This is a genomic window from Bradyrhizobium erythrophlei (genome assembly GCF_900142985.1).
Classification (GTDB): domain Bacteria; phylum Pseudomonadota; class Alphaproteobacteria; order Rhizobiales; family Xanthobacteraceae; genus Bradyrhizobium; species Bradyrhizobium erythrophlei_B.
In genome coordinates this window covers 6270535-6295400 of the sequence record NZ_LT670849.1, presented here as the reverse complement: position 1 = coordinate 6295400, position 24866 = coordinate 6270535, and the positions used below count along the sequence as shown (strand labels likewise).

Here is a 24866-nt window from a genome sequence, read left to right as displayed (position 1 = left end):
CGCTTCTTTGTGCCGCGCCCGGCTGCATCTGTTCGAAAGCATCCGGGTGCGGGCGAGAATCTGCGTGACTTGACCTTCCCGCGACGGCCGATTCAGCCTTGGTTTCAGCCTCCGGTCCCATGGTATAGATCGGGCCATTCTCGGGGGCGCAATTGAATGGGACGAACGACGTTCAACCCGACGCGATTGGCATGCCTGGCGCTGCTGTTCGTCTCCGCTTCCATCCTGCCCGGCGTCACCGTCTCCAGCGCCAGCGATACGCGGCTGGCGTTTCTCTCCAATTCGGAGAAAGACCGGGCTCCGGCAATTGTGGACATCCCCACGTTTCCGTCGGCGCCAGAGGTCAATCCCTATGACGGACGGTGGATCTTCACGGGCGCTGGATGCCGCGGTGCGGGCTCGGTGTCGGCAGTTATCAGGGGTGGTAAGGTGATCGTCCGTGGCGGTGGCGGAAACGTCACGCCGGAGGGGATCATCCACACGGTTGGCGCCGGCAATGGAATGACGCTCACGGCCGAGGGGCGCTTGTCGGGGGATTCAGGCTCGGGAACTTATGACCGATCCGACGGATGTTCGGGCACCTGGATCGGCGTCAGGCAGCGACAGCGCCGCTAAAAGAGCGATCCGTCCGCTTACCAGAGGTTGTTGCCGAAAAATGCGGCAGGTCGCTGCTGGGCCACCAGAATCCGCGGCTGGCCGCCGTACCCGTAGTTCTTGGCCACTGACTTTCGCTTCCGCTTCGGCTCCACATGGACGGGGGTGGTCTGCACCTGGGCAAAAGCCTCCCGCACCCCGGTTTTTATCGGCGGCGTAGCCGCCGCCTTCGCTGGCTGCGGCGCAGGGGCCGCTTCCGCCAGCACAGGCGCCGGAACTGGCGCGATGGTCGGACGCGACGTATCGAAGACCACACGCTCCGGCCATTTTGCGTTGGAATGAATGCGTATGACGGAAAGATCTGTGGCGGCGGTCGAGCGAGCTTCCGTCGCCGGCAAGGCCGGTAAACAGGCATTCGCGATGAACAGGAGCGCGAGCAAGGCGCCACCGACGAAAGCAAAATAACGCATCAGTGGCATTTGGTTGCGCTCCATCCCGCACGGCAACACGGCTCGGAAGCTCAACCGGCGATTACTTTATTTGTTCCTCAACACGGGAAAAGGTTCGACGGAAGCCGGGCCAATTTGTGTCATTTTGAGCAGGAAGCGGGCGTCAACCTAAACGTGATTTGCCGCGACCAATGAGCACTTCGCCTTGGCGGCGTACACATTGACGAACCCGACATGCAGCCGCGCGAAAGTCTTCCGGCTCTTCATGCTGATGACATCGGTGATCGTCCGCGAACGGCTGGTCAGATAGCTGCCGTCCGGGCGCTGGAAGGTGCATGAGATATCGATATTCCTGACCGAGTAGCTGTTGTCGTTGCGTAGCGTCATCGTCACCAGGGCGTTGGAGCCGAGGCCACCCCTGCGCCAGGACTGCGACGCGATCTTCAGACGGTCGACCGGCGCGGGCTGCTGCGGCACGACGGCTTCCGAGGTGGCGGGATCGAAAACGGGTTCTTTCGCCAGGCCGACCGTCGAGGCCGGCTTCGCCGAAACGGCGGCGGCCAGATGCACGGCCGGACGGGGCGCCCGAACGAGATGCAGAAACGGCAAAGACCCGGCTGCCGCCAAAATCACGGCGACCGGCAACCAACCAATTGCTGTCCTGAGATAACCCGCAGGCATATCGTCAGCGCGATCTGAATGATGTCCCCAAGACAGACTGACACGCGGGGTGATTCCGGTCGAATCTATATTGAGAAAACCATCGGTCATCGTCGCACCACCTAGGCCAAGTGGGCCAGCTTCCTCGCCGATATCACAACTCACAAAGCCGAAATTGGTTGCAGCAAAGCGTGACACCTCCAACGCGAACGGGCGCGCGGCTCGCGGGCCCTGGGGATAGCCACGCCGCGGCCTCGCCGCTAAAGTCGCTGGCGTATCGCAATACTTTCCGCCACAACGGCGGCGCAAAAATCATCGTTGGGAGACAGCAGTATGCCGGTAGTAACTTGGGACCACGTTCATTTGCGCAGTCCCGATCCGGAGGCCACCGCCGCCTGGCTTGAAGATGTTCTCGGCGGCGAGATCGTTCGGGGCCCCGGCCGCATCGACATCAGGCTCGGCGGCGCGATGGTTTTCATTGCACCCGTCACATCGGGTGATGGCGTCAATTCAGCGCCGGCCACGCCCTATCAGGGGCTCGATCACTTCGGACTGACGGTCAAGGACATCGACGCGGTCGCAGCCGAGATCAAGGCCAAGGGCGTCGAGTTCACCAAGGAGCCCCACACCATTCGGCCGGGCGTGCGCATCTGCTTCATCCGCGGGCCGCAGGGTATTTCGATCGAATTGCTCGAGCGTGACAAGAAATACGCATAAAGCTTGGGCAGACTGAGATGTCGTTGGCTAACCTGTCGCGTTGACGGCAGAGGTCGCGCTTTGGCATAACAAACTGAAACAAATGGGGTCTGGCGCCGCCAAGCCATGAGGAATGGGCTGTATTCGATCCATGTCGTCCTGCAGGACGGCCGCTCCGGCAAGGGCAGCGGCGTCGTGCTGTTTCGCGACGGCAAGATTCTGGGCGGTGATGCCTTCCTGTTCTATGTCGGTAGCTACAGCGTGAAGGAAAATACCTTCAAGGGAGAAATCCTGGTCCAGCGTCACACGCCAAGCCCGGACATCACCCCCCTGTTCGGCGGACCGGACCCGGTCGGCATCGGCGTCTCCGGCACCTTCACCGACACCGCCGCCGAGATGAGCGGCACGGCGCTGGTGGGAAAAGCCAGTCAGATCTTCACGGCGACGCTTCGCAAGCTGGCCGAGTCCAACTGAGCCTTTGAGCCGTTCAGGCCACGGACGCTTTTTCCTTGGCGTGCTCCAGGGGTGCCTCGCGCGGCAACACGATTTGAACACGCGTGCCGCGTCCCGGTTCGGAATCAAGGTCAAGGCGGCCGCCGAGCCGGCTGGTGACGATGCTGTAGACGATGTGAAGGCCGAGCCCGGTGCCGCCCTGGTCGCGGCGGGTCGTAAAAAACGGATCGAAAGCGCGCCGCCGTACATCGAGACTCATGCCGCAGCCATCATCGGCAAAGATGACCTCGACATGATCCGCACCCGCCGCCCGCACCTTGATGTCGACCGTCCCTGCCCGGCCATCCGGAAAGGCATGTGCGACCGCATTGAGAAACAGGTTGGTGAGCACCTGCCCGTAGGGACCGGGGTAGGAATTCATGGTGAGGTTGGGCTCGCACTCCACGTTGAGCGAAAGCCGGTGCTTGCGAAGACCGGGCCGCAAGCTCATCACCACCTGCTCGGTAAGATCGCCGAGGTCGAACGTCCGCTGGTCCGAATAGTTGCGGTCGGCCGCGACCTGTTTGAAGGACGTGATCAGCTCGGCCGCGCGGTTGAGGTTGGCGACTAGCTGACCCGATGCATCGCGCGCAGCCTCCAGAAAATCCGTCAGGCTCGAGCGGCGGAGATCGCCGCGCGCGACTTCAGCCGTGAAGGAGGCCGTCTTGCGCTCCAGCGAGGAGGCCACGGTCAGGCTGATGCCGACGGGATTGTTGACCTCGTGGGCGACGCCGGCCACCAGACGGCCGAGCGCCGCGAGCTTTTCCGCTTCGATCAGCGAATTCTGGGTCTCGCGCAGATTGCGCAGGGCTGCTTCGGCGGCATCCTTGGCCTCGCGCATCTCCTGTTCGCTGCGCTTGCGCTCGGCAATGTCGAGCGCAACCGTCACGATGCTCTCGACGCGACCCTCGGCGTCAAGCAGCGGCAGCTTGTTGACCAGCCAATAACGAAGGTTGCCGGAGGAATCCCGATATTCGTCTTCGTAGAAGCCGAGCTCCTTCCCGGTCGCCAAGACCCGTCTGTCGTTTTCGTCGGTCTTCTGCGCGCCATAGCGCGACATCAGGTCCGTCGTTGTCCGGCCGATCGCATCGCGGGGCTCGATCCCGAAGATGCCCGACATGTAGCGGTTCATCAGGACGTAACGCAGATCCTTGTCCTTGACGTTGATGACCGCGGGAACGGTGTCGATCACGAGTTGCAACAGCCGCCGTCCTTCCGCGATCGCTTCTTCCGCGCGCTTCTGGTTGGTGATGTCGCGGACGGTCCCCTCGTAGCGGACGATCGCGCCGCTGTCGTCGCGAACGGCGCCCGCGCTGTCGGAGAGCCACAGGATCGACCCGTCGCGCCGCCGCACCTGATATTCAAAATCGCGCACCAGGCCGTCGCGTTGCATCAGTTGCTGATATTGCTGGCGCGCGCGCGCATCGAGGTAGACACCGTGGGAAATGTCGCTGATGCCGCGAATGAGCGCTTCCGGCGAGCCATAGCCCATCATCCGAGCCAGCGACGGGTTGGCGTTGAGAATCTCTCCGCCCGGCGTCGTCACGTAGATTCCTTCGACCGAGCCTTCGAACAGCTTGCGATAGCTTTCCTCGGCAAGGCGCTGCTCGGCGAGCGCGCGGATCGCCGCTTCGCGTGCCGCGTCCGCATCGACCAGCGAGCGGCGGAATACTTCGGCGGCGCGTGCGATGTCGCCGATCTCGTTCTTTACTTCGGTCGCGGGAATGGACGTATCCTTCTCGCCGCCGGCGAGCGCGCGGATCGCGGTCGCAATTGCCTTGAGCGGACGAACGGTTTGCCGCACCACGAACAAGGCGGCCGCGAGGCCAATCAACACGCCGGCGAACCCGAGCAAAATGCTTTGCCATTTGTCGCTCGCGAGCGTGCGGGCGAAGTCACGCGCCAGCACCCGCCCTCGCCGGTCGCCGAGATCGCGCAACAGATCGGTGACCCGGCTGATCATCTGCCCTTCGGTGCCGAGCACCTCTCGGTCGAGCCGGGCGATCTGGCCTTCGGTGCTGGAAATCGAAAGGACGGCGTCGGCGTAGGCATCGGTCGCGCCCCGAAGCGTGGGATCGTCGATGACGACCGACTTCATGAGGCGCGCCGACTGCTCCGTTGCGGCCGGATCGTGCGCCAACAGCGCTGCCGTGACCTGGTTTTGCGCGCGAAACAGCTGGCGTGCGACCGCCCGATCCGGAATATCCGAAATCGCCTGCTCGAACCGACCCCGCACCGGCGGCAACGCCAAAACAAGTTCTGCGCGGCGGGAAATCAAGGCGGTGATCCGCTCGATACCCTCCTCATAGTTGACAAGGCGCTGCGAGACGCCGTCGATCATCTCGCGCTGCTCGGGCGCGAGCTGAAGCCGCGTGTTCTTCAACAGCGTGCTCAGCGACGTCGCCGCCTCCTTGACACGGCCGGACGCCGCCGGATCGGTGACGAAATCACGCGCCGCCAGCCGCAATTCCTTGGTCCGGCGGTCGATCTCCTCGGCGGCTTCGCCCAGGCTTTGCAGGTGTTGCAATTCGGCGAAGGTCGCATCGATGTGGCGGATAGCGACGACGCTGGCGATGCTGGTCATCGCGATCATGGCGAGCAACAACGCGAAACTGCCGAAGGTCAGCTGCCCGATCGAAAACGAAACCGACTTTGTACGTCTGAACATAGAAGCAAAGGCTCTTAAGTAGCGGCAGCATGGCCGGCTAAATACCGCATTATACGACGATTTTAGCCCCCGGGGAAAACCGGCTACTTCACACTTCCCGCAAGGATTTAGTCCGCTGGAATGCCGGCGTCCTTCACGACCTTGGCCCACAGGGCGATGTCGGACTTGATCACGGCCGCAAATTCGCTAAGCGGCGCGCTTTTCGCCGAACAACCCGCCAAATCGAGCTTCTCGCGCACGTCAGGCGCGGCCACCGCCGCCTCCAACGCCTGACTGATCTTGGCAATGATCCATGCTGGGGTTTTTGACGGTACTACAATGCCAAACCAGGGCGTCACCTGCGCTTCGGCAAACCCCTGCTCGGCCATCGTCGGCACGTCCGGAAAATACTTCGAGCGGCCGCCGCCGATCGAGGCGATGATCCGGATATTGCCGGTTTGCGTCAGCGCCAGCGCCTGGTTGGTCGAGAAAAACGACGAATTGAGCAGACCGCCGGCGATGTCGGCTGTCATTTGCGGATAACCGCGATAGCCGATCGGATTGACCTCGATCCCCGCCAGCCGCTTGAACAGCTCAAAACCGAGATGGCCGGTCGACCCCTTGCCGGGATGGCCGTAGTTCAGAACCCCCGGCTTCGACTTGGCAAGCGCGATGAACTCCGCGACGTTCTTCACGGCTAAGGACGAGGGAACGATGAAGACGTTCGGCGCCTGACAGATCATTCCGATCGGCGTGAAATCGCGCACCGGATCCCAGCGCATCACCAGGTTGAGCGACGGGCTGGTCGTGAAAAACGTAGTTACCAACAACCACGTGTATCCATCGCCTTCGGCGCGGGCGACATCTTCGGCGGCGATCGATCCGTTGGCGCCGGATTTCGATTCCACAATGATGGAGGCTTTCCATTGCTCCGCCATATGCTGGGTGACGATGCGGCCGAACACATCGGCGACGCTGCCGACCGAATAGGGGTTGATCAGGCGGATCGGCCGGTTCGGAAAATTCTCCTGCGCGCTCGCCGTGGCGCAGCAGACCGCGGCCAACAGCCAAGCCGCCATCATTGCGCCGAGGCGCTTCCTCATCGCGCGTCCTGCCCTGCCCGCGGCATTGAAAGCTGCCGCTTGCGGTCAGGATGCCGGCAATCGCCCTACCGGGCAAGCTTGGCCTCAGGCGGAACCGGCCGGCTTTCGCGCGGGGATGGTCATCGCGGCGACACCGATCACCACGCATGCGAGCCCGATCCAGGCGTTCGGCGACAGGGTCTCCCCGAGCAACAGCACGCCAAGCGCCACGCCGATCGGAACGCGCAGATAAGCCTGAGCGGTGGTGCCCACGGAGCCCAAGGTCTGGATCAGGCGGAAGTAGATCACGAAGGCGATGGCGGTGGAAAATATGGCCAGTCCCAATAGCGCCAGCACCGACGTGGTCGACGGCACGATGGTCCACGGCCGCTCGACGATCAGACTGACCGGCAAAAGGACTGCCGCGCCGCACAGCAGGGAGCCTGCGGCGGGCGCCATCGGGTCAAGCCCCTTGAAGCCGCGGCTGAACACCGCGCCGCCGGCGTAGCATACGGTCGCCGTCACAATGGCGATCTGCGCCACGAGTTGCTCGCCAAGACCATGCAGCGCCTGCGTGCCGATGATCAGGCAGATCCCCGCCATGCCCGCGACCACGCCAAACAGCTTGCGGAAGGTCGGCCTGTCCTGATGGGCGATCGCGATCGTCAGGAAAAATGTGAAGATCGGCGAGGTCGAATTGAGGATGGTCGCCAGCCCCGCATCGACGGAGCGCTCGGCCCAGGCAATCAGCGTCCACGGAATGACGCTGTTGAGGCAGGCCTGGAACAGGAAGCGCCGCCAGGTCGGACCATCCGCCGGCAACCGAACCCTGCGCCAGCGCATGATGATGAGCAGCAGCAGCCCCGCGATCAGCGTCCGCCCCGCAATCAGCGTGATCGGCGGAATGGTCGCGACGCCGAGCTTGATGAAGGTGTACGAGCCGCCCCAGAGCGTTGCCAGCAATAGCAGCAGCGCCAGTTCGAACCCAAGCGCCGCCTCGCGCGCGCCCTTCTTGATCGTTGTCGTCTCTACGTTCGACGCCTCGGTCACGGCAAAAGCTCCGTTTGATGTCGGAGCAAAGCCATAACCGGAGAGAGCGCAGCAATGCTTCGTTACCAGTCGAATTGTGAGAGCGACGCACTCACCTGCTCACATCTCGAACAATTCGCCGTCGTAGCCGGCTTCAAGCGGGATGCGGAGCTGACGGCTGCCGTTCAGGCGCGTCAGCACCGGCATGACCGTGACCACCGAGTTCTTCTTCGCATCCGCGATCGCCGCCCTCACGTCAGGCTGTTTGCCGAGCTTGATCAGGTTGCGCGTGGTCGGAAACGGCAGCTTGAACCGTCCGCTTTCGCCGCCCGCGACCGCCTCGCGCGGCGACAGCCAGAGCGAGTCGGTGGATTCGCGGCCGTCATGCGCACCGAGCTGATCCGGCGGCGCAGCCGCTAGGAAGAACCAGGTGTCGTACCGCTTCGGCATGGCTTCCGGCGTGATCCAGCGCGCATACGGCACGAGTTCGTCGAGCGCGAGCACCATGCCGCTTTCGCCCAGTACATCGAGAAACGTGGTCTTGCGCTCGGCTACCGCCGTGCGGTAGCGCGCCGCGATGTCGGCGGCCAGCTTCGCTTCGACCAGATCTTTCGACCCACGCGGGCGCGCCAACAGAATGCCGCTTTCCTCAAATGTCTCGCGGATCGCCGCGATCCGGAAACTCAAGCCATCGGCGTCACAGCCCTCACCGCCCGCGTAAAGTTCGGACCGCGCGATGATCTCGCGATCTCCGGCATCGACGCCACCGCCGGGAAATACCAGCGCGCCGGACGAGAACTCGATCTCATGATGGCGCACCATCATGAAGACCTCGATTTCTCCTTGAAGACCATCGCGCAAGAGGAGGATGGTCGAGGCCGGACGCGCGGCGGCAACTTCAGTCACGAGTTCAGCCCGCGGCGCTCGATTGCGGCTGCAAGTGTGCCCGGCGATCGACGCGTGCGACGCGCGACAGCAGATAGTCCACTTCCGACTTGGCGATCGCCGAAATGCTCGAACCCGGCTTGCGCTGCGCGCTGGAGGCAATGATGCCGCGCTTTTGCAGCACGTGCTTGCGCACCGCCAGCCCGATCGCCGGCTGCTGCTCGTAACGGATTAGCGGCAGATGCGCGTCGAACAGATCGTGCGCGGCATCGCGCTTGCCTTCCTTCGACAGGCGAACGACGTCGATCAGCATTTCCGGGAAGGCGTAGCCGGTCATGGCGCCGTCGGCGCCGCGCTCCATCTCGAAATCAAGGAACGTCGCACCATTGCCGGTCAGGATCGAAAGCGGCCGCAATGAGCCATCCTTCTGGAAGCCGCGCAGCGTGGAAATCTTTTCCAGCCCCGGCCAATCCTCATGCTTGAGCATCACGCAGGAGGGATTATCCATCACGATCTTGCGGATCACGCCGGGCGTGAAGATCACGTTCAGCGTCAGCGGATAGTCCTGCAAACACCAGGGAATATCGGTGCCGACCGCTTCCACCGCCTGCTTGAAGTAGCCGGTGATCTGATCATCCGTACGCAAGGTCGGCAGCGGCGCGATCATGACACCGGCCGCGCCCGCATCCATCGAGGCACGCGCCAGCGAACGCATGGCGGCAAAGCCGGGCGCGGAAACGCCGACGATGACCTGCATGTTCTTGGCGCGCTTGATGAAGCGTTTTGCAACTTCCTCGGACTCAGCCCCCTCAAGCTTCGGCGCTTCGCCCATGATGCCGAGCACAGTGACGCCGTCGCAGCCGATCTCGGCGTAGAAGTCCGTCAGCCGGTCGATGGATTTCTCGTCGATCCGGCCATCGTCGTGAAACGGCGTCGGTGCAATCGCGAACGTGCCTTTGGCTTCGTGGGTGAGTTTTGTCATCTTGCCTTCTTCCTTGTGTTCAAGTCCGCCGCAGCGATTTCTTCAGATCTTCCTCTGAGAAGAAAATATCCTTGGCGTGGGTCACGATATCCTCAGCCTTCCAGCCCGTGAACGGCGGCTTCCAGCCTTCCATTTCCATCATCCGCATTTCGCGTATGCCACGCGCACCGGACACGCCAAGCACCTTGCCGGTCTGGTCGCCCGAGAGGTCGCTGACCATATATAGCACGGTGGGGGCCACGCCATCAGGCGTCAGCGCCGCGCTCGGGTTCTCCTTGTAACGCGCCAGGTCCTCGGTCATGCGGGTCATCGCAGCCGGCGCCAGTGTCCAGACCCGGATATTGTATTTGCGCCCTTCGATCGTGAGCACGTTCGACAGGCCCCAGATACCGCCCTTGGCCGCGCCGTAATTATACTGGCCGAAATTGCCGATCAGGCCGGAGGTCGAGGACGTGTTGACGATGACACCACCGCCGTTCTCGCGCATCCATTTGAACACGGGGAGCGTCGTGCAGAAGGTGCCCTTCAGATGCACCTTGAGCACTTTGTCAAAGGCGGCTTCGGTGGCCTTGGCAAAACTCTGGTCGACCAGAATGCCGGCATTGTTGACGAGAATATCGGCCCGGCCGAAATGCTTGATGGCGTCATCGAGCACGGACTGCCCGCCCGCCATCGTCGAAATGTCGGCGCCGTTGGCGACCGCGCGGCCGCCTTCAGCCTTGATTGCGTTGACGACCTTCTGCGCCATCGACAGATCCGCGCCTGAACCGTCGCGGGGGCCGCCGAGGTCGTTGACGACGATTGCCGCGCCCTCGCGCGCAAACAGTTTGGCATAGGCTTCGCCCAATCCGCCGCCCGCGCCGGTGATCAGCGCCACCTTGCCGTCGAGTAATCCCATGGTTTTTCCTCCGTCTCTTGTCCCGGACGCGATGCAGCGTGAAACGCTGTATCGCAGAGCCGGGGCACGAAATCCTCTCTATCCCAACACCGTCTTGCCGCTGCGGATCACGACGGCCTCGCGCGCCTTCACCCGCGCCTCGAATGAAATGACGTTGCCGTCCTTCCAGAGATCGAGCGTCACGGTTTCGCCGGGATAGACCGGCGAAGAAAACCGCGCAGCGTGCTGCTTGAACGCCGTCGGATCGTAATCGGCATAGGTCTGCAGGATGCCGCGGCAGGTGATGCCGAAGGTGCACATGCCGTGCAGGATCGGCAGCGAGAAACCGGCGCGCCGGGCAAATTCGGGATCGGAATGCAAGGGATTGCGGTCGCCGCAGAGCCGGTAGACCAGCGCCTGATCGGGACGCGTCGAAATATCGACAGACCGGTCCGGCGCTCGCGTCGGTACCTTGTGCGGTTCGGGCGCGCCGTCGGAAGGCCCGCCAAAGCCACCGTCTCCACGGGCAAAGCGCGAGGCAACGAGCGTTGCAAGCGCCTCGCCCTTCTCGTTCTTGAGCACGGTCTGGTGCCGGATCACCGCGCCCTTGTCCTTGCCCTTGTCGAACACCGCAAGCACGCGTGAATCGACCAGCAATTTTTGCTCCACCGGCAACGGTCGATGGAAGGTGATGTCGCGCTCGCCATCGACCACCATCACGCGATTGAGATTCATCTCGCCGGGGCTCGCGCCCCAGGCCGCCACCGACGCGAAGGTCGGCACCACCTTGAGCGGACGCGCGACCGCGGCGGCCTCGTTGACGAAGGCAAGCTCCTTCTCGTCCATGGGATCGGCGCCCATGCCGATGCCGTAGGCGTAGAGCATCACCTCGCGGTCGCCGTACGAAAAGCGCTGATCGAGATTCTTCAGCGCCATCAGCTCTTCGTAGTTGATCGGCATGTGGCCTCACACCACCGTAAAGAACGGCAGCGGCGCGCCGTCGGTCGCCTTGAACACGACTTTCACCTTCTGGCCGATCTTCAATTTCTCCATGTCGCAATCGACGAAGTTCGTCAGCAGCGACGGCCCCTCTTTCAGAGTCACGTAGCCGATCGCGTAAGGGCCGCTGGCCGATTTGCGCATCCGGCTGAAGGTGTAGATCTCGCCCTCGCCCGAGCTTTCTTCCCACACCGTCTTGTCGGAAAAACAGAACGGGCAGATCGAGCGCGGGAAATAATGCGCCTCGCCGCAGGCGGTGCAGCGCTTGATCATCAGCTTGCCCTTGGCGGTCTGCTCCCAGAAATGAACCGTCTCGGGATTGGTGATCGGTGTCGGATACTTCTTCGCATCAGCCATCACACGCGCTCCAGAATGCAGGTTGAGGCGGCGTGGCGAACGCCGAGCAAGCCGCCGGTGCCATGGGCAATGGCGAGGTCGCAGTTCGGCACCTGAACCTTCGGATGCGCTTCGCCGCGCAACTGGCGCACCGCCTCGAGAATCTTGGTCATGCCGCCGCGATTGACGGGATGGTTGCTGCACAGGCCGCCGCCGTCGGTGTTGAACGGGAGCTTGCCGACGCCCGAGATGAGATTGCCGTCGGCGACGAACTTGCCGCCCTCGCCCTTCTTGCAGAAGCCGAGGTCCTCGAGCTGCATCAGAACCGTGATGGTGAAGCTGTCGTAGATCGAGGCGTATTTGATGTCCTTGGGCGTGACGCCGGCTTCCTCGAAGGCCTTCGGCCCCGACCACACACCGGCGGAATAGGTGAGGTTCAACGAATGGCCGCCACGCGGCCCCTTCAGCGCCTCGCCGTGGCCGATCATGCGTACCAGCGGCTTCTTCAGGCTCTTTGCAATCGCTTCCGTGGTGACGATAAATCCGCCGCCGCCATCGGTGACGACGCAGCAATCCATCCGGTGCAGCGGATCGGCAATCATCGGCGAGTTGAGCACGTCCTCGACCGTCACGACCTCAGGCAACATGGCGTGCGGATTGTATTGGGCGTGGTGGGACGCCGCGACCTTGATCCAGGCGAGTTGCTCGCTGGTGGTGCCAAATTCATGCATGTGCCGCATGGCGCACATGCCATAGACATTATGTGTGGTGCCGCCATACGCGGCCTCGAAGTCGACCTCGGCGCCGCTGGCGCGCGGCGGCATCGGACCGGTGCGCGGCTTGCCGGCGAGCGTGACCAATGCAATCGAGCACTTGCCGGCGGCGATCGCCTCCGCGGCGTGGCCGAGGTGAACGAGGTAGGAGCAGCCACCCGTATCGGTGGAATCGAAATGGCGTACTTTCAGGCCGAGATAATCGACCATGGCCATTACCCCGCCCGGCGCATCGCCGGCGCAGAAATAGCCATCGATATCGGCCTTGGTCAGCCCCGCATCCTCGAGCGCCCCCTTGGCGATTTCGGCATGAAGTTGGGGCGTCGACTTGTCGGGGGCGTGCCGGGTCGGATGCTCGAATATACCGGCGATATAGGCCTTGCCTTTGATGGTCACGTCCTTCTCCGCTGACGTTTTTCCCTGAAAAGTTTCTTGGCCTGCCGGGACCGCCTTGGCAAGCGGCGATTATTCCACCGGGCGAGGCGCTATCGCATAGCGCAATGATCCAATGTCGGTGGCCAGTCGTCCCCGCGAACGCGGGGACCCATACCGCGGAGTCCATCAAGTAAAGCCCGAGTGGCAGACGTCCTGCATAACAATAAGCGCCGGTGGTTGTGGGTCCCGGATCGCGCTTGGCTTGTCCGGGACGACGTCGATCAATCAGACGCAGCTTCGCCTTCCCGCGGCATTCCATGCCCGGATTTTGTACGATCATGCCCCTCCCGAAAACGGAGGGCGCAGGGAATGCCGGGCGCTCGGCTCGCCCGCAGCCTCGTATGCAAATAAAGAAAGCATACGAGCGTAGTCACCACAGGTCCGCCGCAACGATCCGGCACTCCCTGCGCGAATGGTTTTAACGGGTTCCTTCGTGCTCTCCCCGGCGATCGGGCTTTTTGTCACCGTCGCCAGCGCGATGCCGAAGCATCGTTGCCAGCTTGACCTCAGCGTCGAGAGGCCAGGACCACACGACTTCACCGTCCGCGACAGGCGCATTCGTCTGATGCGCCAATCGCGTCCATCGCATCCCGCACCCAACGTCCGTGACGATCGCGATACGCCCCTTGTGTCCAGGAAATCTGGCAGAACATGCGAACGGGCGGTTGGATCAAAACCGCCCGTTGCTGGAACTGAGCCCGTTACGCCCCAAAGGCGGCAAAGCCTGTATTAGAGCGAGGGACAGCTCCGGTGTCTTCCTCAACCCGAACAGTTGCATGGGCTTGGAGCCCGAACCGAGCAAGGAAGGGAGTGGATGATGGCACAAAATGATCTCGCTGTCGTGGGCATCGACGTCGCCAAGGACAAGGTGGACCTGTCATTCGAGCATTGGCGTTGCGGCAGACCTGTCCGAACACCGCCCAAGGTCGCCGCAAACTGGTGGCCTGGCTTCGCAGGCACCAGGTAGGCAAGGCGGTGATGGAGGCGAGCGGCGGTTACGAGCGTGAATGGCGCAAGGTGCTGCTCGATGCCGGCATCGAGGTACGGATCGTGGACCCAAAGCGGGTTCGTCACTTCGCTCAATCGGCCGGACGGCTTGCCAAGAATGATACGATCGATGCTGAGATGATCGCCTGGTTTGCCGAGACGTTCGGCGAGACGCCGAGCCAGACACATGATGCTGCCCAAGAGGAACTGGCGGCCCTGGTGAAAGCACGCCTAGCGCTCGTTGAGCTGAAGGTCCGATTGCAAAGCCAAAGTGCACATGCCGCGCCGGGACCGGTTCAGAAAGCACAGGCCCGCGTCTTGAAGAGTCTGGCGACCGAAATTGAAAAGCTCGAGCTCGCGATCGCAGCCAAGGTCAAGGCTACACCGCACCTTGCCGAGCGTGCCGAGATTATCGAGAGCGTGCCGGGCTTCGCCGAAACGACCTCCGCGATCCTCGCTGCAGGGATGCCAGAACTCGGGCAAGTGAACGATAAGATCGCCGCGGCTTTGGTAGGCATCGCTCCTTACGACGATGACAGTGGAAAGCGCCGGGGCGAGCGCCACATCAAGGGCGGCCGCCGCTGGATCCGCAACGCCATCTACATGCCTTGCCTCGGCGCTGCCACGCAGAACAATCCAGTCGCCAAGGCCTTCTATCGCCGCCTGATCGCCAAGGGAAAGGAGCCGAAGGTGGCCCTCGTAGCCTGCATGCGCAAGCTGATCTGCATTCTCAACGTCATGATCGCTCGCCACCAGAAATGGGATGCTGCTCGCTACGTACCCGCCTGATCGCGCGAACCTTTATCGCGCCAAGGCCCTAGTCTATCTCGACACAGTTGCTCTTGTGGGGTCGAGACGCGCCGGCTTCTAATGGTGATTTGCCCGACGGAGCAAGGGTGAACTTAGCGAGGGGTATCCGGTGAAACCGGCCGCTGTGCGCTACTTTTCGCGTTGCTAAATACCGGATTAAACTTCTTCCACTGATCGAATTGATCGACGGGCAGCTGATATGGCTGACATTCGATTAGAGCTCGCTGGGCACTTTCCTGATAAGCCTGATAATAAGACGTCATAGGCCCATTGAACACACTTGGAATCGGGGGGCCGTTGAGGGTGCCGTCGGAATTCAAGCGAATTGTAAATTCTGCCTGTACATCCGGTAGTTCAGATCCGCCGTCAGGTTTTTTCCAACAACGATCCACCTGTTGTCTGAATGTCGGCGCCCATAGCGGCAATAGAGGCGGGTTTGCTGTTGACGTAGGCCCAACGAAACCGCGCACGTAGTCCCTGATTTTTGCTGAATCAAAAGGCTTCTGCCCCTGGGCCAGCGCTTCACACGACGGCAAGACAGCAATAAAAACGACGGTGAAATGTTTTAGGCAGCGAACGTTTAACATTAGCCCTCGCGCGAAAGCACATCAGCTCTCGTCCCATTCAAGGTTGTAGCTAACCTTTTCACATCTCAAATCGCAATAGGACCCGGCCGCACGAATGCACGCTCGATCGCTTGCGCTTAAGCGCAGAACCCTCTGACGGACACGGACCATCGCCCTGAAGTGGCTTCAAAGGCTATTTTTTCAGGGTTTTTCGCATCGCGGCGCAGCCCCGGAATCAGAGGCGTCAGCGGCCATGACGGAAGCGACGCGCAGATCAAGTGTGATTTTCCTGCCCCATCAGCGCAAAAACACTGGAAAAACCGGGGTCGGCGGCAAAAAATCGCAAAAAACCCCGAGAAAAACTGTGTAGAAGCCTCTTGCCCAGCGCAAGGAGCGTTATAGTCGAAGCGGTCCGAATCAAAGGAGACACAATGGCCACTCAAATGTCGAAGTCACAGCTCGTCGAAAAAATCGCGACGACCACCGAACTTTCCAAGCGCGACGTGAAGAACGTCATGGATACGCTGACGGATGTCGGCCACAAGGAACTGAAGAAGTCTGGCGTTTTCCTGCTGCCGGGCTGGGCGAAGTTCGTCGTGGTCAAGAAGCCCGCCACCAAGGCACGTAAGGGCACCAACCCGTTCACGGGTGAAGAAATGATGTTCAAGGCGAAGCCTGCCCGCAAGATCGTGCGCGCACGGCCGGTCAAGGCCGCCAAGGACGCAGTCTAGGGAAAACTCGGACCTCGACGTCAAAGGCCCCCGCAATGGGGGCCTTTATTTTTTGGATAGACCTCATCGCCGAGGAGCCGGCAATCGCCGATCCGCTTACTTGAGCTGATCCGCAACCTTGTCGAGCCCGGCTTTAACGCAAGCCTCGTCCTTTTCGCCGCCGGGCGCTCCGGATGCGCCGGCCGCACCAATCACCTCGTCACCCACCTTGATCGGCAGCGCGCCCTGGTTGGCGATGACGTTGTTGAGATGGATCAGTCCGAGCGTCGGCTCGGCTTTCAGGCGATTGACGAGGTCGCCCGACGGAGACCGAAAGGTCCGCGCCGTGTAAGCCTTGCGAAAGCTGTTCTCGATGGTGTGCGGGCCGGTATTGTCTCCGCGCACCTGCAAGATGATCTCGCCGTTGCGGCCGACCACGGTGACCGAAACCGCATAACCATTGGTCTTGCAGGTTTCGATGGTGGTTTGGGCGATGGTGAAAGCGATGGAAGACGACAGATCCTTGTGGCTCAGCAATTGGGCGTTCGCCGGACTGGCGACGGCGAAACAAGCGGCGGCCGCAGCGGCGGCATATTGAACCCTAAACGATCGCACGGTGATTTCCTCCCGGATTTCTTGGTTTAAGTCCGGAAAGCTTAGTGCAAGCACCGCGCTGTCGCTAGTGGAGTGGATTCGACATTCCGCTGGAATAAAGGGCCGGCATTTCACGATCTGTGCCCGGGGGGCAGGAGCGCCAAACGGCTTTCGCCGGCGGCTAAAATTCGCCATTCTGCACCCCTGCTGAACCGGGTTGAGGGGCATGTTTCGAACATCCATCAGACAGAAGATTGTCGGCATCGCCGCCGGGCTGATCGTGCTCGCGGTGATCACATCGGCGCTGTCGATGGTCATGGCCGCTCGTGTCGGCCATCTGCTGGACGAACTCACCAATCGCTACGTCCCCGCCTATGGCGACCTCGTGCGGGCCAACGTGAAGTCGCTCGAGCGCGGGCTGGCGGTGCGGCAGATGGTCATTGCCAAGATGTCGAACCCGCCGGACGAAGCCGGCTATGCGGCGCATCTGAAGACCTTTGAATCGGCCAATCCCGAGATCGCCCGCGACGCGCAGGCCGCGCGCGACCAGATCGCGGCGATCATCGCCGACACCTCGACCCCCTCCGACAACGCCGCGCTCGGCCGTCTCGACGACCGCATCGACACCGCCGTCAACGACCTTCGCGAGCGCCTCGATCAACAGGGCGCAATCCTGCTGAAGCAACTCGACGCGCGCCATTTCGACGAAGCGAAATCGTCGTTTGCGGCCGCCGATGCGCTGCGCGAGGAATTCGACCGCAAGCTCGCCGGTATCCGCGCCGATATGATGAACCAGGTCGAGGCCAGCGCGACCACCGTCATACGCGAACAACGGCAGACGATCTGGATATCGGCGATCGTCACCGGCATCGCGGCGGTGCTCGGCTTCGTGTTCGCGATGATGGTGGGCAGCGGCATTACCGGCCCGGTGCTGCGGCTGCTGGAGGGTACGCGCGAGGTCGAGGCCGGCCGGCTCGACCGGTCGATCAGCGTGACGTCGCGCGACGAAATCGGCCAGCTCTCGGCGGCGTTCAACCGCATGATCGAACGGCTGCGCCAGAACCAGCGCGTCCGCGAGACGTTTGGCCGCTATATCGACCCCAGGATTGCCGAGCGTCTGCTCGGCGAAACCGCAGCCGCCGTTTCCGAAGGCCAGCGGCGGGTCATGACGGTGCTGTTCTGCGACATGAAGGGTTTCACGGCGCTGAGCGAGGGCGTCACGCCGCAGGGCCTGGTCAAGATCATGAACCGCTATCTGTCGACGATGTCGGAGCCGATCCATGCGCATCAGGGCGTCATCGACAAGTATATCGGTGACGGCATCATGGCCTATTGGGGTCCGCCCTTCATCGACGAAGCCGATCAAGCGAAGGGAGCCTGCTCCGCCGCCATTGACATGATCGGCCGCCTTGAAGGATTGCGGAAGGAATTGCCGGAGCTGCTGGGCGTGCGCGTGATACCGTCCGACTGCGATCTGCGGATCGGGATCGCAACCGGCGAGGCACTGGTCGGCTCTATCGGCTCGGAATACATGATGAGCTTCACGGTGATGGGCGACACCGTGAACCTGGCTTCAAGACTGGAGAGCGCCAACAAGGTCTATGGCAGCCGCTGCCTGATCTCGGAAGCAACCGCGAACCTGGGCGTGGCCGATTTCGACCTCCGCGAGATCGATCGCGTGGTGGTCACCGGCCAGAGCCAGCCGCAGACGGTCTACGAGGTCATGGGCAGGAAAGACGCCCGCACCCCGCAGCAACAACAGCTCTGCGAGCGCTACGCCGCAGGTCTCTCGGCCTATCGCGCGCGGCGCTGGGACGAAGCCCATGCCGCGTTCACCGCAGCGATCGAGGCCGCGCCCGGCGACGCGCCCTCGATGGCGCTGCTCGCGCGCGTCGCCGTCCTGAAACAAAATCCGCCGCCCGAGAATTGGGACGGCTCGTGGCGGATCGAGTCGAAATAGATTACTGCGACAGCTTCACGAACTTCGGGAACTCGAGCTTGCCTTCGGCGATCTTGGCCGGCCACACCGCAACCTGCCTGCCGTTCTGCCACTGGAACACCAAGCCCGTGACGTAGCCGGGGCCGGACTTGATGCCGTGGGTGAACTCGTCGTCCTTGCCGTAGAACTCGATGTTGCCGATCGTGCCTTCGAACTTCGTCTTCTCCATCTCCGTGACCATCTTGTCGGGATCTGTCGAGCCGGCGCGCTGGATCGCCTCGGTGATGATGTAGACCTCGTCATAGGCGGTATAGCCGGTATAGGCCGGCGTCGTGCCGTACTTGGCCTTGAAGGCTTTGGCGAACGGCTTGGTCTTCGAGGTCACGGCGACGTCGGAGGTTGCGACCGCAAGCGTGGGAATGCCGTCGGCGGCGCCGTTGGTGTCGTTCCAGAAGGTCGGGCTGAAGGCCTGTGCGCTGATGCCGAACATCGCGATCGGCACCTGCTGATTCTTCCATTGCACGGTCGGCTGCACGCCGACATGGGAGATGCCGGTGACGATCACATCGGGCTTCTTGCTTTCGATGTTGTTGAAGATCGGCGTGAAGTCGGTCGTGTCGGGCGAGAAGCGGATGTGCTCGACGACCTTCATGCCGGCCTTCGGCAGGCAGGCCTCGTAGCCGATGTCGAGCGGCTTGGTCCAGGCGGCGTCCTCGCTCATGATCGCGACGCTCTTCAATTTCAGACTATCGACCAGGAGATCCTTGGCGGCATCGCAGACGAGCTGCGCCTGCGCCGCCGAGGTCAGATAGCCGTGGAAGGTGTACTTGTTCTTCTCGTAGTCGTTGTGGATCGCTTTCGTGATTTCGTTCGACGCCGCGCCCGGCGTGATCAGCGGCATCTTTAAACGAGCCGCCCAGGGCTCGAGCGCCAGCACGACTTCGCTGATATAGCTGGCGATGACCGCGGAGACCTTGTCCTCGCTGACCGCGCGCTGGAAAGCACGGACCGAATCCGCCGACGAGCTCTTGTTGTCATAGGTCACGATCTCTATCCTGCGCCCGAGTACGCCGCCCTTGGCGTTGATCTCGTCGGCGGCAATCTGCGCGCCACCCGGCGTCGCCGCGCCCGCGATCGATTGCACCTCGGCGATGACACCGATCCTGATCGGATCTGCCGATTGGGCATGGGCCGGGGCCCCAAGAAAAACCGCTACCGCGCCCGCAAACAGGGCCGTCGCGCCTGATGGCTGCATCGTTCTCTCCCTTTGCATTCTTCTTTGTATTTCTTTGGTTTTCGCTGCACCGCCGCAAGCGGGGCGCATACGCGACTCTATGCTCGCCGTTCGGAAGTTGAAAGCGCTGGCGCGTATCCGCGGCCAACTAACGTAAAGCCGTGCTGCGCTGCGGAGGAGAAAGTCAGGCGAGCATCATCTTGTAGCCGATGTGAGACGGCTCGAAGCCCAGCCGGTCGTAGAAGCGGTGCGCGTCCGTTCGCGACTTGTCGGTGGTCAGCTGAACGACCCCGCACTGCTCGTGCCGGCATTTTTCGATCGCCCAGGCGATCATCGCTTCGCCGATCTTCTCGCCGCGCCGATCGCGCGAGATCCGGACGGCTTCGATCAGGCCTCGCTTTAGTCCGCCACGGGACAGTCCCGCGATGAAGGTGAGCTGAAGGGTGCCTACGATCTGGCCACTGCTTTCGACGACCAGCAGGAACTGGTTCGCGTCTGCATCGATGGCGCGAAACGCGTTCAGGTATTTCGGCGTGCTCTCCGCTCCCACCGCTTCCCTGGACGCGCCCAGAACGTCATCCGCCAGTAGGGCAACGATGGCCGGCACATCTTTTTCGGTCGCCCGGCGGTAAATCAGATCAGCCATCAACGATCCTCATCGCTCGATATCCCAGCCGGCCCGGCGCAGACGATCCGATCCGGTCGGACCCGCGATAAACTCCAGAAATGCGGAAGCACCCTTCGGGTTGCTCGCCCGCGTCGCAATGGAGGCGGCGTACGCGGTCGTAAGGTTCTGCGCATCCGGCAGATAGCCCGCGAAGATAACGCCGCTGGCGCCGACGATCTCGCTCGCCTGGGTCATGCCGACGGCGGCCCGTCCCGAGGCAACCGCACTGACGATTTCCGATCCGGTCTTGCAAAGCACGGCCTTGGCATGAACGGCGTCAGCAACGCCAAGCGACGCGAACATCTTCTCGAAAAACGGTCCGGAGGTGCCGCCGCCGTTCGGATCGATATAGGCAATTGTTGTTGCGGACAACAGCAGCGTCCGGAACGCCTCGGTCGAGGCAAGGTCCGGCACCGCGGCGCCAGAACGGACGGCGACGCCAAGCCGCATCTTGCCGATCACGACGTCGTTTGGAGCCAGTGCATTTTGCCGGGCGAGCGTCGTGATGCCCGCGGACGACGACATCACGAGATCTGTGGCCTCACCGGCTGCGACGCGGGAAGCGACCTCGCCGGCATTGGCGATCGACACCTGGATTTTGTAACCGCTTGCCGCCTCGAAGGGCTCGGCCAATGACCGCAAGCTCGTCGCGAAAACGCCCGTCGCCAATACCCGAACAGGCGCCTCGGCCACCGCGGGAAGCTGGGCGGCGAGATACGCGGCGAGGCTTACAAGCGGCCAAAATGGACTACGACGCAACACCGATCGATTCCGTCAGCCGACGCCTACTCCGCCGCGATTTGGCGCGGGGCTGACGGCGGATTGGCGAGATCGGCCGCAAGCTGCGCGTAACGCACCTGCGCGTCCTTGACCGCCTTTTCCTTGACCGGGCCATAGCCGCGGATGCGGTCCGGCAGCGACAGGAGCTCGACGGCCGTATCGTGGGTTGCCTCCGACAACAGGCCGAGCACGGTTGCGACGTCCTTCTCGTAGCCCGCGATCAGATCGCGTTCGAGCCTGCGATCGGCGCTGTAGCCGAAGATATCGAAGGCCGTGCCGCGCAGGCCGCGCATCTTGGCAAGCGTCCGGAACACCGGCAACATCCAGGCGCCGAAGGCGCGCTTCTTCGGTCGTCCCAGCGCGTCCTTGCCGCCGCCGAGGATCGGAGGCGCAAGGTTGAAGCTGATCTTGAAATCGCCGTCGAACTGGTCGCGAAGCCGCTGCTCGAAATGGCCGTCGCTGAACAGGCGCGCGACTTCGTACTCGTCCTTGTAGGCGAGCAGCTTGGCGTAGTTGACGGCAACCGCCCGCGGCAATGCCTCGCCTAAGCCGCGCTCGCGCACCGCATCGCGCACCTGCGTAACCAGCGCCTGGTATCGCGCGGCAAGCTTATCGTTCTGGTAAGCCGTCAGATGGGCGCTGCGATGGACGATGATCTCATCGAGTGACATCGCATCGAGCGTATTTGGCGCGTCGTCCTCGTCGTGCCCCTTCATCATCGCGGCGATCCGGGCGGGATCGGCGGCGGCAAGACGGCCGAGCCGGAAAGCTTGCGTGTTCATCTTGATCGCGACGCCGTTGACTTCAATGGCCTGTTCGATGGCTTCGGCGGTCAGCGGCAGCAGGCCTTTCTGGTAGGCATAGCCCATCATCATCATGTTGGTGGCGATGGCGTCGCCCAGCAGCGTTTCCGCAGGTTTGGTGAAGTCGACGAATGCGGAATCCTTGCGCAACGCGGTTTCCAGCACGTGGTTGACCTTGCGGCTCTGGAAATTGAAGTCGCGGTTGAGGATGAAATCGGCGGTCGGAATGACGTGGCTGTTGATGACGCCGACGGTGCGGCTGCTCTCACACAGCGTCATGGTCTCTTTCGACGCGGCGACAACTTCATCCGCCGCGATCACGAGATCGGCGGTGCCGGTGACGATGCGCGAACAGGTGACGTCGGCGGTATGTTCGGAAAGCCGGACATGGCTCAACACCGCGCCGCCCTTTTGCGCCAGGCCCGACATGTCGAGGATCATGCTGGCCTTGCCTTCGATGTGCGCGGCCATGCCGAGCAGCGCGCCGATGGTCAGCACGCCGGTGCCGCCGACGCCGCCGACCGCGACGTTATAGGGCCGATCGAGCGACGGCTTGGAGATCGGTTCGGGCAGTTCGCCGAGATCGCCGATCCCCGCCGGCGCGCGGCGGCGCAACGCCCCGCCATCGACGGTGACAAAGGACGGGCAAAAGCCCTTCAGACACGAATAGTCCTTGTTGCAGGCCGATTGGTTGATGGTGCGCTTGCGCCCGAACTCGGTCTCCAGCGGCTCGACCGAGATGCAGTTCGACTGCACCGAGCAATCGCCGCAGCCCTCGCAGACTGCCGGATTGATCAGGAGCCGCCGCTGCGGGTCTTCCATGGTGCCGCGTTTGCGGCGGCGGCGCTTTTCCGCCGCGCAGGTCTGCACGAACACGATTGCGGAAGCGCCCTTGACCTCGCGGCAGGCCTTCATCACCGCGTCGAGTTCGTCGCGATGGGCGACCTTGGTATCCGGCGCGATCGCAGACGACGGATAGAGCTGCGGATTTTCGGAGACCAGGTAGATCTCGCGGATGCCTTCGGCGTGAAGCTGGAAGGTGATCTGCTGCGGCGACAACTCTCCGTCGACATGCTGGCCGCCGGTCATGGCGGTCGCGTCGTTATAGAGGATCTTGTAGGTGATGTTGGCGCCGGACGCGACGGCCTGCCGGATCGCCAGGCTGCCGGAGTGGAAATAGGTGCCGTCGCCGAGATTGGCAAAAACGTGCTGTTCGTTGGTGAAGGGCGCAACGCCCACCCACGGCACGCCCTCGCCACCCATATGGGTGAAGGTTTCGGTCGAGCGGTCCATCCACAGCGCCATGAAATGGCAGCCGATGCCGGCAAAGGCGCGGCTGCCTTCCGGCACCTTGGTCGAGGTGTTGTGCGGGCAGCCCGAGCAGAAATACGGCGTGCGCGTGACTGGCGAGACCGCCTGCATCTGGGTCGCCTGCCGGCCGTTGAACCAGTCGGCCTTGGCGCGCAGCATTTCGGCGATTTCGGGATTGAGATTGAGGCGCAGCAGCCGCTCGGTCAGCGAACTCGCAAGTGACGCGACACTCAATTCCTCGGCGAACGGTAGAAAGCGCTTGTCGTGCTCGTCCATCTTGCCGACGATGCGCGGACGCACGTCGTCGCGCCAGTTGAACAGCTCCTGCTTGACCTGGTTCTCGACGATCTCGCGGCGCTCTTCGATGATGAAGATCTCTTCAAGTCCAACCGCGAATTCGCGCACCCCCTGCGGCTCGAGCGGCCAGGGCATGCCGATCTTGTAAAGGCGCAGACCAATCTTGGCGGCGACTTCGGGCGTGACGCCGAGCTCGCGCAAGGCCTGGCGGATGTCCTCGTAGCTCTTGCCGGAGGCCATGATGCCGAAGCGCGCGTTCGGCGAATCCATCGTGATGCGGTTGACCTTGTTGGCGCGGGCAAAGGCGATGGCGGCAAAGCCTTTATAGTCCTGCAACCGCCGGTCCTGATCGAAACGGTCGTCGGGCCAGCGCAGGTTCAGCCCGCCCGGCGGCAACTCGAAATCGGGCGGGATGATGAAGGGCTTCATCTCGTCCGTCAGGTCGATCTCGGCGGTGGTCTCCACCGTCTCGGTGATCACCTTCATGCCGACCCAGCAGCCGGAATAGCGCGACATCGCGATCCCGAGCAGGCCCATCTCGATCATTTCGTGGATGCTGGAGGGGTAGAGATACGGCATCAGCGCGGAGACGAAGGCGTGGTCGGACTGATGCGGGACGGTGGACGATTTCGCGCCATGGTCGTCACCGGCAAGACAAAGCACACCGCCGTTTTTCGCCGAACCGGCCGCATTGCCGTGGCGGAACACGTCGCCGCAACGGTCGACGCCCGGACCCTTGCCGTACCAGATGCCGACGACGCCGTCGTAGTTGGCGCCCTTGGACAGGTTGAGCTGCTGCGACCCCCAGATCGCGGTCGCCGCGAGGTCTTCGTTCACCCCGGGCTGGAACTTGATGTTGTACTGTTCGAGGTGCTTGCGGGCGGCGAAAAGCTGCTGGTCGTAACCGCCGAGCGGGGAACCGCGATAGCCGCTGATGAAACCGGCGGTGTTCAGCCCGTTGGCGCGATCACGGCGGATCTGTGCCATCGGCAGGCGGACCAGTGCCTGTATACCTGTCAGAAAGACGTGGCCGGACCCTTGCGTATATTTTTGATCGAGACTGATCGGACCCTGGTTTATTCCCATTCCACCCTCTCAACGCCCCGGCTCTTCTTAGGCTTCTAGCTAGTCGCGCGGCCGACAAAAGCCAGTGTAATTCGGAATTTAAGCCCGCCGCATCAGAAATCTGGCCCTGAAAGACCCGCCGACACAAAACGCAATTTACTGCCCGC

The 24866-nt window shown here is 62.5% G+C and carries 24 protein-coding genes; 7 read left to right on the top strand and 17 right to left on the bottom strand.

Annotated elements, in window-relative coordinates; genetic code table 11:
* The first annotated feature begins 156 nt into the window (after positions 1 to 156).
* Positions 157 to 615: a hypothetical protein gene (locus tag BUA38_RS30120; protein ID WP_072823730.1), complete on the top strand. Its 459-nt coding sequence runs from the start codon at positions 157 to 159 to the stop codon at positions 613 to 615.
* Positions 616 to 632: 17 nt separating this feature from the next.
* Here the strand turns inward: BUA38_RS30120 and BUA38_RS30115 are convergent, their stop codons facing one another.
* Positions 633 to 1073: a hypothetical protein gene (locus BUA38_RS30115; RefSeq protein ID WP_072826545.1), complete on the bottom strand. Its 441-nt coding sequence runs from the start codon at positions 1071 to 1073 to the stop codon at positions 633 to 635.
* Positions 1074 to 1211: 138 nt separating this feature from the next.
* A complete protein-coding gene (locus BUA38_RS38665) occupies positions 1212 to 1688 on the bottom strand; it encodes a hypothetical protein (protein ID WP_172806116.1) in 477 nt (158 codons plus the stop codon).
* A gap of 348 nt (positions 1689 to 2036) precedes the next feature.
* On the opposite strand from BUA38_RS38665, the gene BUA38_RS30105 reads away from it, so the two are divergent.
* Together BUA38_RS30105 and BUA38_RS30100 are read left to right on the top strand one after the other, a co-directional pair.
* A complete protein-coding gene (locus tag BUA38_RS30105; protein ID WP_072823726.1) occupies positions 2037 to 2420 on the top strand; it encodes a VOC family protein in 384 nt (127 codons plus the stop codon).
* Positions 2421 to 2525: 105 nt separating this feature from the next.
* Positions 2526 to 2873: a GrlR family regulatory protein gene (locus tag BUA38_RS30100; RefSeq protein WP_072823724.1), complete on the top strand. Its 348-nt coding sequence runs from the start codon at positions 2526 to 2528 to the stop codon at positions 2871 to 2873.
* Between the two features lie 13 nt (positions 2874 to 2886).
* Here BUA38_RS30100 and BUA38_RS30095 read toward each other — a convergent pair whose 3' ends face one another.
* From BUA38_RS30095 to BUA38_RS30055, 9 genes are all read right to left on the bottom strand, one after another.
* Positions 2887 to 5559: a PAS domain S-box protein gene (locus BUA38_RS30095; RefSeq protein ID WP_072823722.1), complete on the bottom strand. Its 2673-nt coding sequence runs from the start codon at positions 5557 to 5559 to the stop codon at positions 2887 to 2889.
* 107 nt (positions 5560 to 5666) lie between these two features.
* Entirely contained in the window at positions 5667 to 6641 is a 975-nt protein-coding gene (locus BUA38_RS30090; RefSeq protein WP_072823720.1) for a Bug family tripartite tricarboxylate transporter substrate binding protein, read from the bottom strand.
* Between the two features lie 84 nt (positions 6642 to 6725).
* The gene (locus BUA38_RS30085; protein WP_172806115.1) at positions 6726 to 7670 is read right to left on the bottom strand and encodes a DMT family transporter; all 945 of its coding nucleotides are present in this window, start codon (positions 7668 to 7670) and stop codon (positions 6726 to 6728) included.
* Positions 7671 to 7769: 99 nt separating this feature from the next.
* Positions 7770 to 8555, bottom strand: coding sequence for an NUDIX hydrolase (locus BUA38_RS30080; protein WP_072823718.1), 786 nt, complete (start codon positions 8553 to 8555; stop codon positions 7770 to 7772).
* 4 nt (positions 8556 to 8559) lie between these two features.
* On the bottom strand, positions 8560 to 9516 hold the full coding sequence (locus BUA38_RS30075) for a dihydrodipicolinate synthase family protein (RefSeq protein WP_072823716.1): 957 nt from the start codon (positions 9514 to 9516) through the stop codon (positions 8560 to 8562).
* Positions 9517 to 9535: 19 nt separating this feature from the next.
* On the bottom strand, positions 9536 to 10414 hold the full coding sequence (locus tag BUA38_RS30070; RefSeq protein ID WP_072823714.1) for an SDR family oxidoreductase: 879 nt from the start codon (positions 10412 to 10414) through the stop codon (positions 9536 to 9538).
* A gap of 78 nt (positions 10415 to 10492) precedes the next feature.
* Positions 10493 to 11353, bottom strand: coding sequence for a MaoC/PaaZ C-terminal domain-containing protein (locus BUA38_RS30065; protein ID WP_072823712.1), 861 nt, complete (start codon positions 11351 to 11353; stop codon positions 10493 to 10495).
* 6 nt (positions 11354 to 11359) lie between these two features.
* Positions 11360 to 11749 carry a Zn-ribbon domain-containing OB-fold protein gene (locus BUA38_RS30060; protein ID WP_072823710.1) on the bottom strand — a complete coding sequence of 130 codons (390 nt, stop codon included), beginning with the start codon at positions 11747 to 11749 and terminating at the stop codon, positions 11360 to 11362.
* A complete protein-coding gene (locus BUA38_RS30055; RefSeq protein ID WP_072823708.1) occupies positions 11749 to 12897 on the bottom strand; it encodes a thiolase domain-containing protein in 1149 nt (382 codons plus the stop codon). The genes BUA38_RS30060 and BUA38_RS30055 overlap by 1 nt, the downstream gene beginning before the upstream one ends.
* An 853-nt stretch (positions 12898 to 13750) precedes the next feature.
* Between BUA38_RS30055 and BUA38_RS38340 the strand changes: the two genes are divergently transcribed.
* Both BUA38_RS38340 and BUA38_RS30050 read left to right on the top strand, forming a co-directional pair.
* Positions 13751 to 13903, top strand: a complete 153-nt coding sequence (locus BUA38_RS38340) for a hypothetical protein (protein WP_244553102.1) — start codon at positions 13751 to 13753, stop codon at positions 13901 to 13903.
* A complete protein-coding gene (locus BUA38_RS30050) occupies positions 13876 to 14712 on the top strand; it encodes an IS110 family transposase (RefSeq protein ID WP_244553101.1) in 837 nt (278 codons plus the stop codon). Before BUA38_RS38340 ends, BUA38_RS30050 begins: the two co-directional genes overlap by 28 nt.
* Before the next feature lie 113 nt (positions 14713 to 14825).
* On the opposite strand, the gene BUA38_RS37245 is transcribed toward BUA38_RS30050, so the two are convergent.
* Positions 14826 to 15320, bottom strand: a complete 495-nt coding sequence (locus BUA38_RS37245) for a cell envelope integrity protein TolA (protein WP_156898799.1) — start codon at positions 15318 to 15320, stop codon at positions 14826 to 14828.
* A 410-nt stretch (positions 15321 to 15730) separates the two neighbouring features.
* On the opposite strand from BUA38_RS37245, the gene BUA38_RS30045 reads away from it, so the two are divergent.
* Complete coding sequence (locus BUA38_RS30045; protein ID WP_072823706.1) at positions 15731 to 16030, top strand: HU family DNA-binding protein; 300 nt, start codon at positions 15731 to 15733, stop codon at positions 16028 to 16030.
* A gap of 96 nt (positions 16031 to 16126) precedes the next feature.
* On the opposite strand, the gene BUA38_RS30040 is transcribed toward BUA38_RS30045, so the two are convergent.
* Entirely contained in the window at positions 16127 to 16921 is a 795-nt protein-coding gene (locus BUA38_RS30040; protein ID WP_244553100.1) for a GlcG/HbpS family heme-binding protein, read from the bottom strand.
* On the opposite strand from BUA38_RS30040, the gene BUA38_RS30035 reads away from it, so the two are divergent.
* Positions 16830 to 18563 (top strand): adenylate/guanylate cyclase domain-containing protein, encoded by a 1734-nt coding sequence (locus tag BUA38_RS30035; RefSeq protein ID WP_072823702.1) that lies wholly within the window; start codon positions 16830 to 16832, stop codon positions 18561 to 18563. The genes BUA38_RS30040 and BUA38_RS30035 overlap by 92 nt on opposite strands.
* Position 18564: 1 nt before the next feature.
* Here BUA38_RS30035 and BUA38_RS30030 read toward each other — a convergent pair whose 3' ends face one another.
* The 4 genes from BUA38_RS30030 to BUA38_RS30015 form a co-directional block, all read right to left on the bottom strand.
* Positions 18565 to 19797 (bottom strand): ABC transporter substrate-binding protein, encoded by a 1233-nt coding sequence (locus BUA38_RS30030; protein WP_072823700.1) that lies wholly within the window; start codon positions 19795 to 19797, stop codon positions 18565 to 18567.
* A gap of 163 nt (positions 19798 to 19960) precedes the next feature.
* Entirely contained in the window at positions 19961 to 20422 is a 462-nt protein-coding gene (locus BUA38_RS30025) for a GNAT family N-acetyltransferase (protein WP_072823698.1), read from the bottom strand.
* Positions 20423 to 20431: 9 nt separating this feature from the next.
* Positions 20432 to 21205 carry a molybdate ABC transporter substrate-binding protein gene (locus tag BUA38_RS30020; RefSeq protein WP_083587836.1) on the bottom strand — a complete coding sequence of 258 codons (774 nt, stop codon included), beginning with the start codon at positions 21203 to 21205 and terminating at the stop codon, positions 20432 to 20434.
* Between the two features lie 23 nt (positions 21206 to 21228).
* Positions 21229 to 24720 (bottom strand): indolepyruvate ferredoxin oxidoreductase family protein, encoded by a 3492-nt coding sequence (locus BUA38_RS30015; RefSeq protein ID WP_072823694.1) that lies wholly within the window; start codon positions 24718 to 24720, stop codon positions 21229 to 21231.
* Positions 24721 to 24866: the final 146 nt, after the last annotated feature.